We start from the raw sequence: 14,921 nt of genomic DNA on the forward strand, positions 1-14,921 counted from the left end.
CGCACCGAATGCCGCGCATTGTAGCCGCATGATTCAGGACTCACTACTAAGTGTTTCGGTGCGCCGAGCGCCGGATCAAGCCAATGACCGGCAACAACCCGACCAGAACCAGGGTCAGCGCCGGCAATGACGCCCGTGCCCATTCACCTTCGCTGGTCATTTCAAAGATGCGCACGGCCAGCGTGTCCCAGCCAAACGGGCGCATCAGCAGGGTCGCGGGCATTTCCTTGAGCACATCGACGAACACCAGCAACGCAGCGCTCAGCGTGCCGGGCAGCAAAAGAGGCAGATACACTTTGAAAAACAGTCGCGGCCCACTGACTCCCAGGCTACGTGCTGCTTCGGGCAAAGATGGCCGTATACGCGCCAGACTGCTTTCCAGCGGCCCGTAAGCCACCGCGATAAAACGCACCAGATACGCCATCAGCAACGCCGCCAGACTGCCGAGCAGCAACGGTTTGCCCGCACCACCGAGCCAGCCCGAAAGCGGAATCACCAGCTCGCGATCCAGATAACTGAACGCCAGCATGATCGACACCGCCAGCACCGAGCCCGGCAGCGCGTAGCCAAGATTGGCCAGACCAACGCCGGAGTTGATCGCCTGCGTGGGTGCCAGGCGCCGGGCAAACGCCAGCAGCAAAGCAACGCAGACGGTAATCAACGCCGCCATGCCGCCCAGATAAAGGGTGTGCAGGATCAGCCCGGCGTAGCGTTCATCGAGATCGAAACGCCCGCGCTGCCAGAACCAGACAACCAGTTGCAACACCGGAATCACGAAAGCGCAGGCAAACACCATTCCGCACCAGCTCATTGCCGCGAGCGCCTTGAACCCGCGCAAGTGATACAGGGCTTTGACTCGTGGCCGCTCGTTGCTCGCCCGATTGGCGCCACGCGCACGACGCTCGCCATACAGCACCAGCATCACCACCAGCAGCAACAGACTCGCCAGTTGCGCCGCACTCGGCAGGCTGAAAAAGCCGTACCAGGTCTTGTAGATGGCCGTGGTGAAGGTGTCGAAGTTGAACACCGAGACCGCACCGAAATCTGCCAGGGTTTCCATCAGCGCCAGCGCTACGCCGGCGCCAATCGCAGGACGCGCCATTGGCAACGCCACCCGCCAGAAGGCTTGCCACGGCGACTGGCCGAGTACTCGCGCGGCTTCCATCAGGCCTTTGCCCTGCGCGAGAAACGCGGTGCGCGCCAGCAGGTAAACGTAGGGATAGAAGACCAGCACCAGCACGATGATCACCCCGCCGGTGGAGCGCACGCGCGGCAGCCGCAGGCCGCTGCCGAACCATTCGCGCAGCAGGGTCTGTACGGGACCAGCGAAGTCGAGCAGACCTACGAAAACGAAGGCCAGCACGTACGCGGGGATGGCGAACGGCAGCATCAGCGCCCAGTCGAGCCAGCGCCGGCCGGGGAACTCGCAGAGGCTGGTGAGCCAAGCGAGGCTGACGCCGAGCAGCGTCACACCGACACCGACGCCAACGACCAGCGTCAGGGTGTTGCCGAGCAGACGCGGCATCTGGGTTTGCCACAGGTGTGACCAGATTTGTTGGTCGATGGTCTGCCAGGAGAGCAACAGAACGCTCAGCGGCAACAGCACCAACGCGGCGATGGTGAAGACGATGGGGTACCAGCGGCGTTGAGCGGGGTGGGCCACTTCAAAGGTCTCGCGGGGAAATCGTGGAGTGTAAGGAAGAAAGCGAAAAGATCGCAGCCTCCGGCAGCTCCTACATTGGGAAATGTGATCACCCTGTAGGAGCTGCCGAAGGCTGCGATCTTTTAATCTTTACAGCAGCAGACTCAGTTCCAACCCGCCCGATCCATCATCCGGATCGCTTCGGCCTGACGCTTGCCCGCCACTTCCACCGGCAAGGTATCAGCAATGAACTTGCCCCACGCCGCCACTTCTTCGGAAGGCGCCACCGCCTGGTTGGCCGGGAATTCCTGGTTCACGTCAGCAAAAATCTTCTGCGCTTCGGGCGTGGTCATCCACTCGACCAAAGCCTTGGCCGCTTCCGGGTGCGGCGCATGCTTGGTCAGACCGATGCCCGACAGGTTCACGTGCACACCGCGATCCGCCTGATTCGGCCAGAACAGTTTTACCGGCAGCTCCGGCTTCTGCTTGTGCAGGCGACCGTAGTAATAAGTGTTGACGATGCCGACGTCGCACTGCCCGGCGTTGATCGCCTCCAGCACTGCAACGTCATCGGAGAACACGTCGGTCGAGAGGTTATTCACCCAGCCCTTGAGGATTTCCTCGGTCTTCGCCGCGCCGTGGACTTCGATCATGGTCGCGGTCAGCGACTGGTTGTAGACCTTCTTCGCCGTGCGCAGGCACAAGCGCCCTTCCCAGTTCTTGTCGGCCAGCGCTTCGTAAGTCGTCAGTTCACCCGGCTTCACTCGTTGAGTCGAATAGGCGATGGTCCGCGCGCGCAGGCTCAGGCCAGTCCAGGCGTGAGTAGACGAGCGATATTGCAGAGGAATATTGGCGTCGATGGTTTTAGAGGTGAACGGTTGCAGAATGCCCATCTGCTCGGCTTGCCAGAGGTTGCCGGCATCAACGGTAAGCAGCAAGTCGGCGGTAGCGTTTTCACCTTCGGCTTTGATGCGCTGCATCAGCGGCGCTTCCTTGTCGGTGATGAACTTGATCTTCACCCCGGTCTTGGCAGTGTAGGCATCGAAGACCGGTTTGATCAGTTCATCGATGCGCGACGAGTAAACCACCACCTCATCAGCGGCCTGGGCGGTTGTGCTGCCGATCAGGGTCAAGGCCAGTGCGGTCAGAAGACGCTTGGGTGCCAACATGGGAGTGGTCTCTCGGTCGGAAAATGTGGGCCAAATGATAAGGACTCACATTTACCACCTCAATCGAACTCTTTTTGAAGGAGTTACCAGATGTTGCATGATTGACCGCCATCCCTGTAGGAGCTGCCGAAGGCTGCGATCTTTTGATGTTGTTCTTAAGATCAAAAGATCGCAGCCTGCGGCAGCTCCTACAGGGGAACGCATTTCAAATGTAGGAGTGAGCCTGCTCGCGATGAGGCCATCAGCCCCAACAAAGATTTCAGGGTTTGGCGAGCGCCGGAAGATCCCCCGTCAACCCGAGGGCCTCCCGCACAAATAACGCCTTCGCCTCCGGCATCTGCTCCACCAGCTTCAACCCGGCATTACGCAACCAACGCACCGGCAACGGATTGGCCTGAAACAACCGCTCAAACCCTTCCATCGCCGCCATCAGCGCAAGGTTATGCGGCATGCGCCGACGCTCGTAACGGCTCAGCACCTTCACATCCGCCAAGCGCTCACCGCGTTCGGCTGCTTGCAACAGCACTTCCGCCAGCACCGCCGCATCGAGAAAACCGAGGTTCACACCCTGCCCCGCCAACGGGTGAATGGTGTGCGCCGCATCGCCGATCAACGCCAGGCCTTCTGCCACATAATGTTTGGCGTGACGCTGACGCAGTGGCACGCACAGTCGCGGATCGGCACTGATGACCTCGCCGAGACGCCCTTCAAAGGCACGTTCCAGCTCACGGCAGAAATCCGCTTCGTCCAGCGCCATCAAGCGTTCGGCCTCACTCGGGGTGGTCGACCAGACAATCGAGCACCAATCCTGCTGACCATCACGCTCCAACGGCAGAAATGCCAACGGCCCGTGATCGGTAAAACGCTGCCACGCGGTCATCTGGTGCGGCTTGCTGCTGCGCACACTGGTGACGATCGCGTGGTGCAGATAATCCCACTCGCGCGTTGCCACGCCGGTCAGGCGCCGCACTGCCGAGTTCGCACCGTCAGCGGCAATCACCAGCGGCGCACGCAACTGACGACCATCAGCCAGCGTCAGCAGCCAGTCATCGCCCGAACGACGCATCTGCTCCAGCCGCGCATTGGCGAGCATGCCCAGATCGCAATCGTGCAAACGGTCAAGCAAGGCGTCCTGCACCACGCGGTTTTCGACGATATGACCCAGCACCTCGGCGTGCACACTGCTCGCCGAGAAATGAATCTGCCCGGTGCCGCTGCCGTCCCAGACATGCATGTCGGTGTAGGGGCTGCTGCGCCGTGCGGCGATGCCGTCCCACACGCCGAGGCGTTCAAGGATTCGCTGGCTGGCTGCCGACAAGGCACTCACGCGCGGTTCAAACGCGGCTTCGGCGTCGAAGGGTTTGACACTCAGTGGGCTGCCGTCGAGCAGCAGGACTTCCAGCCCGCTGTCCTGCAACGCCAACGCCAGGGCGCTGCCGACCATTCCGGCTCCGACAATCAGCAGATCTGCGCGCATTTCCATGCTTTAAGCCTGTCTCGCTTGCGGCTTGAGCCGCACGTAAAGGGTTTTACCGACCCGCGCGACAAGGTTGCCGGCGCCGTCATGAATGTCGACCTGCAACTGCGGCAGGTATTTCTCGCCACTGGCGGTCTGCCGGCGGATCTCGGCGAGCAAGGTCTCGTCGATGCTGAACCGGGCGAACACCGGGCCTTTGCCCGGCGCGATGAAAGCGATGTCCGCGGCCTTGTCCCAGACGATGTACTTCGAACCGAGGTTTTCCATAAGCATCAGCATGAAGAACGGGTCAACCATCGAATACAAACTGCCGCCAAACTGCGTGCCGACGTAATTGCGGTTGTACCAGCCGAGGCCCATCGACACTTGCACGTCGCGGAAGTCATCGCTGATGTGCCGAACGCGCACACCGGCGCCGAGGTAGGGCGGGTAGAAGGTCATTACCCAGCGCATCAACCGCGCCTTGCCGAATTTTTTAGTCAACCACTTAAGCATCCGGACGCGTTCCCAAACCCATGGCCTGACGGGCAAACCAGCGCTTGGCCGGCGGCAACAGATCGAGACCGAGCAAGCCGATATTACGGCCCAGCGACACCAGCGGCTGCGTGCTGCCGAACAGACGCGTGACCTGATCGGAGAAACCGACGGTGAGGTCCTGATCGAGACGCTGACGCTCGCGATAGGCCTGCAACGTGGCGAAATCGCCCAGCGGTTTATCGCTGGCCAGCAATGCAGCAGACAGGGCATCGGCATCGCGCAGCGACAGGTTGAAACCCTGCCCGGCAATCGGATGCAGGCTGTGCGCCGCGTTGCCGAGCACGGCCAGATGCGAGCGCACCTGTTCTTCGGCCTCGACCAGCGTCAGCGGATACAAATGTCGCGCGCCGACCTGTTTCAGTGTGCCGAGGCGGTAACCGAACACGCCCTGCAATTCGCTGAGGAAATCACGCTCGCTCAAATCGGCCAGACGTTGCGCGTCCATACCTAAACGGGTCCAGACCAAGGCGCAGCGGTTTTCCGGCAATGGCAGCAGCGCCATCGGCCCTTCGTCGGTGAAGCGCTCGAAGGCCATGCCGTTGTGCGCTTCGCTCGGGGTGATATTGGCGATCAGCGCGCTCTGGTTGTACGGACGCTTGCGCACGTTGATGCCCAGTTGTTCGCGCAGCCCGGAGCGCCCGCCATCGGCAAGTACCGCGAGATCGCATTCAAGGGTGGTTTCATCGTTGAGGGTCAGCCGATAGCCGTCGGGCAACGGTTCCATGCGCGTGACTTCCGCCGGGCAGCGCCAGCTGATCACGTCTTTATCGACGTGCTGCCACAGGCAATGACCAAGCCAGGCGTTTTCCACCACATAACCAAGTGCCGGTACGCCCTCTTCCATCGCTGACAAACGCGCGGTGGAGAAGCGGCCACGGTCAGAGACGTGAATCTGTTTGATCGGCTCGGCGCGACGGGAGATTTCCTGCCACACGCCCAGCCGTTGATAAATCTGTCGCGAGCCGAAGGACAGCGCCGACGAACGTGCGTCGTAGCTCGGCTGCCAACTGTCGCCGGGGGCGAACGGTTCGATCAGGACGATCTTCCAGCCACGCGCCTTGGCTCCGGCCTGCAAGGCCAACGCCAGACTGGCGCCGACCAGACCGCCACCAATGATTGCCAGATTGACTCGACTCATGCCGCGTGTGTCCTTGCTTGCGCCATCAGCGCTTCGATGTCAGCGACGGTTTTCGGTACGCCGGTGGTGAGGATTTCACAGCCTGTTTTGGTCACGACCACGTCGTCCTCGATGCGCACGCCAATGCCGCGCCATTTCTTCGCGACGTTTTGATTGTCCGGGGCGATGTAGATGCCCGGCTCCACGGTCAGCGCCATGCCGACTTCCAGCACGCGCCATTCGCCGCCGACCTTGTACTCGCCGACGTCGTGCACATCCATGCCCAGCCAGTGGCCGGCGCGGTGCATGTAAAAGGCTTTATAGGCTTCGCTGGCGATCAATTCGTCGACCTCGCCTTGCAGCAAACCGAGCTTCACCAAGCCTGTGGTGATCACCCTAACTGTGGCTTCGTGCGCCTGATTCCAGTGTTTGTTCGGGGCGATTTCGGCGAACGCGGCTTCCTGCGAGGCCAATACCAATTCGTAGATCGCTTTCTGCTCGGGCGAAAACTTGCCGTTGACCGGCCAGGTGCGAGTGATGTCGCTGGCGTAGCAATCGATCTCGCAACCGGCGTCGATCAACACCAGATCGCCGTCCTTGAGCAGCGCGTCATTCTGCTGGTAATGCAGGATGCAGCTGTTGCGCCCGGCGGCGACGATCGACCCGTAAGCCGGCATCTTCGCCCCGCCCTTGCGGAATTCGTAGTCGAGTTCGGCTTCGAGGCTGTACTCGTGGAGCCCGGCCCGACTGGCCTGCATCGCGCGGATGTGGGCTTGCGCCGAGATCCGTGCGGCTTCGCGCATCACCTTCACTTCTGCCGCTGATTTATACAGGCGCATGTCGTGCAGCAGATGATCCAGGGCAACGAATTCGTTCGGCGGCTGGGCGCCGAGGTGCGCCTTGGAGCGGATGACGTTGATCCAGTCCATCAGGTGGCGGTCGAATTCGGGGTTGCTGCCCATCGCCGAATACACTCGGTCGCGGCCCTCGATCAGGCCCGGGAGGATGTCGTCGATGTCGGTAATCGGGAAGGCGTCGTCAGCGCCGAAGTCGCGGATCGCGCCTTCCTGGCCTGCACGCAGGCCGTCCCACAATTCGCGCTCGGCGTTGCGTTCACGACAGAACAGCACGTACTCGCCATGCTCGCGGCCGGGCATCAAGACGATGACGGCTTGCGGCTCGGGAAACCCGCTGAGGTACTGAAAGTCGCTGTCTTGGCGGTAGACGTGCTCGACGTCGCGGTTGCGAATCGCCACCGCGGCGGCCGGCAGAATTGCGATGCTGTTAGGTTCCATCTGCGCCATCAGGGCCTTGCGGCGACGGCTGTATTCCGCTTTCGGGATATGGGTCATGGGCAGATGGCTTTCCCTGGCACGCGATTAATGCAGCGACGGCTTGGCGGCTGTCGGCACGTCGGTTTTCTTGGTTTCCGAGAACAGCAGCAGCGGCGCGACGCGCAGGTACTCCATGACTTCCATGTAGTCAGTCTCGCCGTCTTCGGATTCTTCCAGCGCATCTTGCACCTGGGAAATGGCGGCCAGATCCTGCAGCACTTCGGTGGCTTCAGTGCTGAGCATGCTGCTGTCGCGGCAGTTCAGGCCGAAACCGCTGAGGAAGCCCTGGCACCACTCGCCCAGTGCAGCGGCGCGGTCGGCCAGCGGCGCGTCGTCGGTTGGCAGCAGCAGAACGACGGTGACGTCGTCGCCGGTCAGCTCGCCTTTGACCATCTCTTGCAGGCCGATCAAGGCGTTGCGGACGTTGTCCTGGATGTCGCCTTCGAGCAGTTCGGCGGCGTCGATCAGCCAGCCTTCGTTATCGAAGCCGGCGCCGGCGCAACTGCGCCCGAGCAGCACGCCGTGCAGTTCGGCAGGCGAGACGTTATGGCCGCTGGAAGTCAGCAGGGTGGCAAAGGCTTGGTACGGGGAATTCGCAATGGTCATGGGCAGCTAGGCGCCAGACGGCGCTATGTCTAGAATGAAGGCCTTGTATCCTACATCGACAGACTCGCCAAGACTATTAAAGGCTGTCCGCCAGCTACCACCCATCAGACGAACACGTGGACACAATGGAAGACACCGACCTGCAAGCGCTGATGGCCAGACTCGAACTGCTGATTGGCCGAGTCGAGCAACTAAAGAGTCAAAATGCACTCTTACTAGCTCAGGAAAAGACCTGGCGCGAGGAACGCGCTCACCTCATTGAAAAAAACGAAATCGCCCGGCGTAAGGTCGAATCGATGATTTCGCGCCTCAAGGCCCTGGAGCAAGACTCATGAGTTCAAGCAATAGCGTTACCGTGCAGATCCTCGACAAAGAATATTCGATCATCTGCCCGCAGGAAGAACGCAGCAATCTGGTCAGTGCCGCCCGCTACCTCGATGGCAAGATGCGCGAAATCCGCAGCAGCGGCAAAGTCATCGGCGCCGACCGCATTGCCGTGATGGCCGCGCTGAACATCACCCACGACCTCTTGCACAAAGAAGAGCGTCCGGACATCCAGGCCAGCGGTTCGACCCGTGAACAGGTACGTGACTTGCTCGATCGTGTCGATCTGGTGCTCGCCGACGATCAGAACACCACCAAGGGCTGATTCGACTGGCCGCTTGCGGTATACTCGCGGCACTCCCTGGGGTGCTTGCCAGTTGACGATGTCCCTGAGCCGATTCGCACTACCCTGGAAGTTGCACGTTGGGCTGGTGTGCATGTCCGCTAGACGGAAAGCCTTAAAGTCTACTGCATCTTCCACCTTGAACTTTCGGGTTCAAGGGCTAAGTTGACAGCGGTTCATCCGGGGAGCCTGATTCGAATCCGATGTCGGTGAAAACCGCCATCGGATTTTTTATGCGTACGTTTTTGCATCCATCCTGCCGAAGCCGAACCATGACCGAACCCGCGCTGCTGCCCCGCCCGCAACTCCGCCGCCTGCTGCGCAAGGCGCGCCGCTCGCTGAGCAAAAGCGAACAACGCCAGGCCGCCAAAGGCCTGTACCGGCAACTGGCACAAGACCCGCACTTTCGCCGGGCGAAACATATCTCTTTGTATTTGCCCACCGACGGTGAAATCGATCCGCGCCTGCTGCTGCGTGAAGCACAGCGTCGAGGCAAGGCCACTTATTTGCCGGTGCTCAGCGCCTGGCCACGCACCAAGATGGTGTTTCAGCGCATCCGCCCCGGTGAGAAACTCAAGCCCAATCGCTTCCGCATTCTCGAGCCACGGGCCAATCTGGCACAGCAACGCAAGGTCTGGGCGCTGGACCTGGTGTTGTTGCCACTGGTGGGGTTTGACGATGTCGGTGGGCGACTGGGCATGGGCGGTGGTTTTTACGATCGTAGCCTGGCGTATCTGGCCCGCCGTAAAAGCTGGCGCAAGCCGACGCTGTTGGGGCTGGCCCATGAATGTCAGAGGGTCGAGCGATTGGCGCAGGCAAGCTGGGATGTACCGTTACAAGGCACGGTCAGCGACAAGGCGTGGTATTTCGCGGGATAGGACGCCGCGCAGAACAGCGGCGTCGAAGAAGCAGCTTCAGCGTTTGAAGGCTGTCGACTGTTGTACTTGCTGCGCGACTTCAATCGGCGCATCGGTCTTGTTGGACCACAGACTCTGTGCGTAACCGGTGGTCACGACGCCCAGGCCAAACAAAATTACCAAAGTCCATAGTAGATCCGGTTTGCGTTTCATCGATTGCCCCCCTCAAGGCACATCATCACGATGACAGCAGCGGTTTCCGTTCGTAGGCCGTGCAGCAGCGTCAAGCTTTAAAGGCCGGCATTTTGCGACAACGTGAACCTGCGCGCAAACGCTGACGTCAACCGACTGTCGGTTTGTCATAAAATTGCCCGACAACCTGCCCAATGACCGTTTCAGGAGCAAAAAACCATGGCCTATTGGCTGATGAAGTCCGAGCCCGACGAACTCTCGATCAAAGGTCTGGAAAAACTCGGCAAAGCGCGCTGGGACGGGGTGCGCAACTATCAGGCGCGCAATTTCCTGCGGGCGATGGCGGTGGGCGATGAGTTCTTTTTCTACCATTCCAGCTGCCCGGAGCCGGGAATTGCCGGGATTGGCAAGATTATCGAAGCGGCGTACCCGGATCCCACCGCACTGGAGCCGGAGAGTCATTACTTCGATCCCAAGGCTACCCAGGAGAAAAATGCCTGGAGTGCGATCGATGTCGAATACGTCGAGACGTTTGCCCGGGTGCTGAAGCTGGATTATCTGAAGCAGCAGACCGAGTTGGCCGAGATGCCGTTGGTGCAGAAGGGATCAAGGTTGTCGGTGATGCCGGTGACGACAGAGCAGTGGGCGGCGGTGATTGCGCTAAAACCCTGATTCATTTGGCGCCTGCCAAAATGCAATCGCTGGCAAGCCAGCTCCCACAGGGTTGTGCGGCGATCACATTATTGTGTTTCACCGCAAGTACTGTGGGAGCTGGCTTGCCAGCGATGGCGCCAGCCCGGACAACGAATGGCTTACTGAATGATCAGGTTGTTGAACAACAGATCTTCAACCACCGGCTTGCCGGTCTCGTCATTCATCACTTGCTGAGTCTGCTTCAATGCTTCCTGACGCAGCTTCTCTTTACCTTCGATGCTGCCCATCGCCTCGGTGGTCTGCTGCGTGAACAGCGCCACCAGTTGATTGCGGATCAATGGTTCGTTGGCCTTGACCAGTTTGGCCGACTCCTCGCCGGTCACACGCAGCGCCACGTCGGCCTTGTAGACTTTGAGCTTCGGCGTGCCATCCAGGCCATAGTTACCCACGAACGGCGGACTCAGGGTGATGTAGCTAACCTTCGGCGCCTCGCCTTCTTTGGCTTCTTCGGCCAGCGCTGCCACAGGCAGAGACAGGGCCAGCAACAACATGATCCACGCTTTCACAATTCGCTCCTTATCCGGTTTGCGGCCTAGCATAACGACCCGCCGCGCAAGCACAAGCTTATGGCTGACTATCAGGGCCGGGCATGCTCGTTGACCCGTTGACTGACACACCTACACTTATCGGCCATCACTCCCAAAGGAATAGCCCTGATGAAAGCCGTGCTGTGCAAAGCCTTCGGCCCTGCCGAATCGCTGGTGCTGGAAGACGTCGCCAGTCCTGTCGCGAAGAAGAACGAAATCCTCCTGGACGTGCACGCCGCCGGGGTCAATTTTCCGGACACGCTGATCATCGAGGGCAAGTATCAATTCAAACCGCCCTTCCCGTTTTCGCCAGGCGGCGAAGCGGCCGGAGTGGTTCGCGAAGTCGGGGAAAAGGTCAGCCATCTCAAGGTCGGTGACCGGGTCATGGCCCTGACCGGCTGGGGCAGCTTCGCCGAACAAGTCGCGGTGCCGGGCTACAACGTGCTGCCGATCCCGCCGTCGATGGATTTCAACACCGCCGCCGCCTTCAGCATGACCTACGGCACCTCAATGCACGCCCTCAAGCAACGCGCCAACCTGCAACCGGGCGAAACCCTGTTGGTGCTTGGCGCATCCGGTGGTGTCGGCCTGGCCGCCGTGGAGATCGGCAAAGCCATGGGCGCCCGGGTGATTGCTGCCGCCAGCAGTGCCGAGAAACTCGCGGTGGCCAAAGCTGCCGGCGCCGATGAGCTGATCAACTACAGCGAAACCAGCCTCAAGGACGAAATCAAACGCCTCACCGATGGCCAGGGCGCCGACGTAATTTACGATCCGGTCGGCGGCGATCTGTTCGATCAAGCCATCCGCGCCATCGCGTGGAACGGCCGCCTGCTGGTGGTCGGCTTCGCCAGCGGGCGCATTCCGGAGTTGCCAGTCAATCTCGCCCTGCTCAAAGGCGCGGCGGTACTCGGCGTGTTCTGGGGCTCCTTCGCCCAGCGGCAACCGCAGGACAACGCAGCGAACTTCCAGCAGTTGTTTGGCTGGTTTGCCGAGGGCAAGTTGAAACCGCTGGTATCGCAGGTGTATCCGCTGAGCAATGCGGCGCAGGCGATCAATGATCTTGGCCAGCGCAAGGCTGTCGGCAAGGTTGTGGTGCAGGTTCGCTGAGACTCTTCAACGACCGGGCGACGCCGCAATGTCGCCCGGCATCAGATGTTCCTGAACCTTTTCGCTCTGTGACCCAACAAGCTTTCCCTTGACATCGAAGCGCAGAACGATCAGCCAGTCGTAGACATCCACCGGCCATTTCGGCTGACCGATCAGTGCCGGTCCATCGCCGCCGAAAGCGGCAATCAGTTTATTGATGTGGCCGTGATGCCAAGCGATCAGCACGGTTTTCGCCTGATTGTTCTTGCGCAGCAGGCTGACCAGTTTGTCGACGTCGTTATTGGCGTATGGCTGTTCGATGGGCAGTTGCAGGCGTTGGGACAGTGGGATCAGCGTCTGACGCGGTCGGATGCTTTCCGGGCTGTCGGCGGTAGCGATCAGACGTTGGGGTGTGAGTGTCTGGTCGTCCAGCTGCAACGAGGTGAAATAGTTCGCGTAGGCTGCGGCGCGTTGTTCGCCCCGGGCATTGAGTTCACGGCCTACATCGGGCTTTTCCGCATGACGAACGATCAACACGGTGACATTGCGCAGGCCTGGCGCCGCAGAACCTTGGGCGAAGCTCAGTGCCAACACTGAAACAGTCACCACTGCGACCATCAACAGTCTGGGCAATAACCTGCGAACTTTGTGGGTCATCGTTTATCTCGCGAAATCAGTCGATCCATAGATCGCGAGTCTAAGACACAACATTCCAAGCGCGACAAAAACGCCCTGTTCTTACAGCTGAGCGACAGGTTCGTAAAGGAACGCGCGACTTCCAACATTTTCCGCTGTTTGGTCGATGCGAACCGGTGCTATTTTCGGTAACGAAACTGTAACATTCGCATCCGCAGTCAAAACAAGAAATCTGGAGCTCTTGAATGTTTGCTTTCTTTCGTCCTGCCGCACATCAGGCTCCATTGCCTGAAGAAAAAATAGACAGCACGTACCGACGTCTGCGCTGGCAGATCTTCGCCGGTATTTTCTTTGGCTATGCGGGTTACTACCTGCTGCGCAAAAATTTCTCCCTGGCCATGCCGTACCTGATCGACGAAGGCTATAGCCGCGGCGATCTGGGCCTGGCGATGTCAGCGATCGCCATTGCCTACGGCTTGTCGAAATTCCTCATGGGCCTGGTGTCGGACCGTTCCAACCCGCGCTACTTCCTGCCGTTCGGCCTGCTGGTCTCGGCCGGGGTGATGTTCATTTTCGGTTTCGCACCTTGGGCAACGTCCAGCGTGACCATGATGTTCATTCTGCTGTTCATCAATGGCTGGGCCCAGGGCATGGGTTGGCCGCCAAGTGGCCGGACCATGGTGCACTGGTGGTCGCAGAAGGAACGCGGCGGCGTGGTGTCCGTGTGGAACGTGGCGCATAACGTCGGCGGTGGTCTGATCGGCCCGCTGTTCCTGCTCGGCATGGGCCTGTTCAACGACTGGCACGCAGCCTTCTATGTACCGGCAGCCGTGGCGCTGGGCGTGGCGGTGTTCGCGTTCATCACCATGCGCGACACCCCACAATCGGTTGGCCTGCCGCCGATCGAGAAGTACAAGAACGATTACCCGGAAGGCTACGACGCCAGCCACGAAGACGAATTCAGCGCGAAAGAGATTTTCGTCAAATACGTGCTGCGCAACAAAATGCTCTGGTACATCGCCATGGCCAACGTCTTCGTCTACCTGCTGCGCTACGGCGTGCTGGACTGGGCACCGACCTACCTGAAAGAAGCCAAGGGTTTCACTGTGGATAAAACCTCGTGGGCCTATTTCTTCTACGAATGGGCGGGTATCCCGGGCACGCTGCTGTGCGGCTGGATGTCGGACAAGATCTTCCGAGGCAACCGTGGCCTGACCGGCATGGTGTTCATGGCCTTGGTGACCGTCGCGACCCTGGTTTACTGGCTGAACCCGGCCGGCAACCCGACCGTCGACATGATCGCGCTGTTCTCGATCGGCTTCCTGATCTACGGCCCGGTAATGCTGATCGGCTTGCAGGCGCTGGAACTGGCTCCCAAGAAAGCCGCTGGCACTGCCGCAGGTTTCACTGGCCTGTTCGGTTATCTCGGTGGTTCGGTCGCGGCCAGTGCGGCGATGGGCTACACCGTTGACCATTTCGGCTGGGACGGTGGTTTTGTCCTGCTGGTGGGCGCTTGCCTGCTGGCGATGGCCTTCCTGGCCCCAACGCTGTGGCACAAGCAAGTCGCCAGTCAGAGCCGTGAAGCGGTCGCTTGATCGGCCTGTGATTGACAGCGCTTGAGCCGCGCCTCCAGATTTCGGTCTGGCATGGCGTGGCTGCGCAGGGCGTGTGCGGTCTGCTCGACATAATCGCGAGTGGTGCCGTAACGCCCGCTGGCGCTCTCGAACACCTGGCTCAGCACATGATCCGGCAAGTTGCCGGCGTAGCTGGGCAGGTGTCGCTCCAACACGAATCCCAAGGCCTGCACCTGGCTACCGTCGGCGAGACGGCAATTGAGCCAGTGTGGCCGATAAGACGGCACCGGCATCTCGCGTTTCCACAGCGCATAGAGCGCTGCGTCAAGATTGTCCTCCGGCAAGCGATAAGCAAAGCCGCTGCAAGAACCGCCACGATCCAGACCAAACACCAGCCCCGGCATTTCCGGCGTACCACGGTGCTCGTGCGACCACAGGTACAAACCGCGATGGTAGCCATGCACGCGTCCGCGTACTCGTTCCACCGCTGAACACTCCGGCCGCCAGATCAGCGAACCGTAGGCGAACAGCCACACCGGCCCGCCCTTGTGGCGCGCCATGGTCGATTGCATGGAAGCGAGAAGTTGTTCGTGCGTCAGCTGCGGCCCAAGATCGAGCCGCGGAGGGTAATTCAAATTCAGAAAAGCGTTTTCAATGGCGCTCATGGCGAATAGCGTTCAGCTCCCCGCGGGTGAAGAATTACTTAATAGAACGCACCGCTGTAACAATAAGGCACATATGTTTTAAGGCAATTTGAGTGCCATGGCACAGTTCTTAATTGATTGC

General features: G+C 60.2%; 17 protein-coding genes and 1 other RNA gene. 7 read left to right on the forward strand and 11 right to left on the reverse strand.

What is annotated here, in order from left to right; all coding sequences use genetic code 11:
• Window positions 1-46: 46 nt before the first annotated feature.
• The 7 genes from U6037_RS27860 to U6037_RS27890 all read right to left on the reverse strand — a co-directional run bounded on the left by U6037_RS27860 (window position 47) and on the right by U6037_RS27890 (window position 7,882).
• The gene (locus U6037_RS27860) at window positions 47-1,663 is read right to left on the reverse strand and encodes an iron ABC transporter permease (protein ID WP_322845196.1); all 1,617 of its coding nucleotides are present in this window, start codon (window positions 1,661-1,663) and stop codon (window positions 47-49) included.
• Window positions 1,664-1,806: 143 nt separating this feature from the next.
• A complete protein-coding gene (locus tag U6037_RS27865; RefSeq protein ID WP_322845197.1) occupies window positions 1,807-2,811 on the reverse strand; it encodes an extracellular solute-binding protein in 1,005 nt (334 codons plus the stop codon).
• Window positions 2,812-3,070: 259 nt separating this feature from the next.
• Complete coding sequence (locus U6037_RS27870) at window positions 3,071-4,288, reverse strand: 2-octaprenyl-3-methyl-6-methoxy-1,4-benzoquinol hydroxylase (RefSeq protein ID WP_322847370.1); 1,218 nt, start codon at window positions 4,286-4,288, stop codon at window positions 3,071-3,073.
• A 9-nt stretch (window positions 4,289-4,297) separates the two neighbouring features.
• Entirely contained in the window at window positions 4,298-4,783 is a 486-nt protein-coding gene (locus U6037_RS27875) for a DUF4442 domain-containing protein (protein WP_322845198.1), read from the reverse strand.
• Complete coding sequence (gene ubiH / locus U6037_RS27880; protein WP_322845199.1) at window positions 4,776-5,963, reverse strand: 2-octaprenyl-6-methoxyphenyl hydroxylase; 1,188 nt, start codon at window positions 5,961-5,963, stop codon at window positions 4,776-4,778. Before ubiH ends, U6037_RS27875 begins: the two co-directional genes overlap by 8 nt.
• A complete protein-coding gene (gene pepP / locus U6037_RS27885; protein WP_053124882.1) occupies window positions 5,960-7,294 on the reverse strand; it encodes a Xaa-Pro aminopeptidase in 1,335 nt (444 codons plus the stop codon). Before pepP ends, ubiH begins: the two co-directional genes overlap by 4 nt.
• Window positions 7,295-7,321: 27 nt before the next feature.
• On the reverse strand, window positions 7,322-7,882 hold the full coding sequence (locus U6037_RS27890) for a YecA family protein (RefSeq protein ID WP_322845200.1): 561 nt from the start codon (window positions 7,880-7,882) through the stop codon (window positions 7,322-7,324).
• Window positions 7,883-8,007: 125 nt separating this feature from the next.
• On the opposite strand from U6037_RS27890, the gene U6037_RS27895 reads away from it, so the two are divergent.
• From U6037_RS27895 to U6037_RS27910, 4 genes are all read left to right on the forward strand, one after another.
• Window positions 8,008-8,217 carry a TIGR02449 family protein gene (locus tag U6037_RS27895; protein ID WP_007911197.1) on the forward strand — a complete coding sequence of 70 codons (210 nt, stop codon included), beginning with the start codon at window positions 8,008-8,010 and terminating at the stop codon, window positions 8,215-8,217.
• The gene (locus U6037_RS27900; RefSeq protein WP_034151990.1) at window positions 8,214-8,531 is read left to right on the forward strand and encodes a cell division protein ZapA; all 318 of its coding nucleotides are present in this window, start codon (window positions 8,214-8,216) and stop codon (window positions 8,529-8,531) included. The genes U6037_RS27895 and U6037_RS27900 overlap by 4 nt, the downstream gene beginning before the upstream one ends.
• A 30-nt stretch (window positions 8,532-8,561) precedes the next feature.
• Window positions 8,562-8,740, forward strand: a non-coding RNA gene (gene ssrS, locus U6037_RS27905) — 6S RNA.
• Window positions 8,741-8,821: 81 nt separating this feature from the next.
• The gene (locus U6037_RS27910; protein WP_322845201.1) at window positions 8,822-9,427 is read left to right on the forward strand and encodes a 5-formyltetrahydrofolate cyclo-ligase; all 606 of its coding nucleotides are present in this window, start codon (window positions 8,822-8,824) and stop codon (window positions 9,425-9,427) included.
• Window positions 9,428-9,463: 36 nt separating this feature from the next.
• On the opposite strand, the gene U6037_RS27915 is transcribed toward U6037_RS27910, so the two are convergent.
• Window positions 9,464-9,619, reverse strand: coding sequence for a hypothetical protein (locus tag U6037_RS27915; protein ID WP_095186895.1), 156 nt, complete (start codon window positions 9,617-9,619; stop codon window positions 9,464-9,466).
• Window positions 9,620-9,817: 198 nt separating this feature from the next.
• On the opposite strand from U6037_RS27915, the gene U6037_RS27920 reads away from it, so the two are divergent.
• A complete protein-coding gene (locus U6037_RS27920; RefSeq protein ID WP_322845202.1) occupies window positions 9,818-10,270 on the forward strand; it encodes an EVE domain-containing protein in 453 nt (150 codons plus the stop codon).
• Between the two features lie 140 nt (window positions 10,271-10,410).
• Here U6037_RS27920 and U6037_RS27925 read toward each other — a convergent pair whose 3' ends face one another.
• A complete protein-coding gene (locus U6037_RS27925; protein ID WP_034151993.1) occupies window positions 10,411-10,818 on the reverse strand; it encodes a flagellar basal body-associated protein FliL in 408 nt (135 codons plus the stop codon).
• Between the two features lie 150 nt (window positions 10,819-10,968).
• On the opposite strand from U6037_RS27925, the gene U6037_RS27930 reads away from it, so the two are divergent.
• Entirely contained in the window at window positions 10,969-11,946 is a 978-nt protein-coding gene (locus U6037_RS27930; protein WP_322845203.1) for an NADPH:quinone oxidoreductase family protein, read from the forward strand.
• A gap of 6 nt (window positions 11,947-11,952) precedes the next feature.
• Here the strand turns inward: U6037_RS27930 and U6037_RS27935 are convergent, their stop codons facing one another.
• Window positions 11,953-12,582 carry a flagellar basal body-associated protein FliL gene (locus U6037_RS27935; protein ID WP_322845204.1) on the reverse strand — a complete coding sequence of 210 codons (630 nt, stop codon included), beginning with the start codon at window positions 12,580-12,582 and terminating at the stop codon, window positions 11,953-11,955.
• 224 nt (window positions 12,583-12,806) lie between these two features.
• Between U6037_RS27935 and glpT the strand changes: the two genes are divergently transcribed.
• Window positions 12,807-14,156: a glycerol-3-phosphate transporter gene (gene glpT / locus U6037_RS27940; protein WP_016985912.1), complete on the forward strand. Its 1,350-nt coding sequence runs from the start codon at window positions 12,807-12,809 to the stop codon at window positions 14,154-14,156.
• Here glpT and U6037_RS27945 read toward each other — a convergent pair.
• Window positions 14,132-14,800 carry a gamma-glutamylcyclotransferase gene (locus tag U6037_RS27945; protein WP_008081415.1) on the reverse strand — a complete coding sequence of 223 codons (669 nt, stop codon included), beginning with the start codon at window positions 14,798-14,800 and terminating at the stop codon, window positions 14,132-14,134. The genes glpT and U6037_RS27945 overlap by 25 nt on opposite strands.
• Window positions 14,801-14,921: the final 121 nt, after the last annotated feature.

The organism is Pseudomonas sp. B33.4 (assembly GCF_034555375.1).
Classification (GTDB): domain Bacteria; phylum Pseudomonadota; class Gammaproteobacteria; order Pseudomonadales; family Pseudomonadaceae; genus Aquipseudomonas.

Coding starts and splice junctions, on each gene's coding strand:
- U6037_RS27865 (WP_322845197.1), bottom strand. CDS start 2,811: ATGTTGGCACCCAAGCGTCTTCTGACCGCACTGGCCTTGACCCTGATC.
- U6037_RS27870 (WP_322847370.1), bottom strand. CDS start 4,288: ATGCGCGCAGATCTGCTGATTGTCGGAGCCGGAATGGTCGGCAGCGCC.
- U6037_RS27875 (WP_322845198.1), bottom strand. CDS start 4,783: ATGCTTAAGTGGTTGACTAAAAAATTCGGCAAGGCGCGGTTGATGCGC.
- ubiH (WP_322845199.1), bottom strand. CDS start 5,963: ATGAGTCGAGTCAATCTGGCAATCATTGGTGGCGGTCTGGTCGGCGCC.
- pepP (WP_053124882.1), bottom strand. CDS start 7,294: ATGACCCATATCCCGAAAGCGGAATACAGCCGTCGCCGCAAGGCCCTG.
- U6037_RS27890 (WP_322845200.1), bottom strand. CDS start 7,882: ATGACCATTGCGAATTCCCCGTACCAAGCCTTTGCCACCCTGCTGACT.
- U6037_RS27895 (WP_007911197.1), top strand. CDS start 8,008: ATGGAAGACACCGACCTGCAAGCGCTGATGGCCAGACTCGAACTGCTG.
- U6037_RS27900 (WP_034151990.1), top strand. CDS start 8,214: ATGAGTTCAAGCAATAGCGTTACCGTGCAGATCCTCGACAAAGAATAT.
- U6037_RS27910 (WP_322845201.1), top strand. CDS start 8,822: ATGACCGAACCCGCGCTGCTGCCCCGCCCGCAACTCCGCCGCCTGCTG.
- U6037_RS27915 (WP_095186895.1), bottom strand. CDS start 9,619: ATGAAACGCAAACCGGATCTACTATGGACTTTGGTAATTTTGTTTGGC.
- U6037_RS27920 (WP_322845202.1), top strand. CDS start 9,818: ATGGCCTATTGGCTGATGAAGTCCGAGCCCGACGAACTCTCGATCAAA.
- U6037_RS27930 (WP_322845203.1), top strand. CDS start 10,969: ATGAAAGCCGTGCTGTGCAAAGCCTTCGGCCCTGCCGAATCGCTGGTG.
- U6037_RS27935 (WP_322845204.1), bottom strand. CDS start 12,582: ATGACCCACAAAGTTCGCAGGTTATTGCCCAGACTGTTGATGGTCGCA.
- glpT (WP_016985912.1), top strand. CDS start 12,807: ATGTTTGCTTTCTTTCGTCCTGCCGCACATCAGGCTCCATTGCCTGAA.
- U6037_RS27945 (WP_008081415.1), bottom strand. CDS start 14,800: ATGAGCGCCATTGAAAACGCTTTTCTGAATTTGAATTACCCTCCGCGG.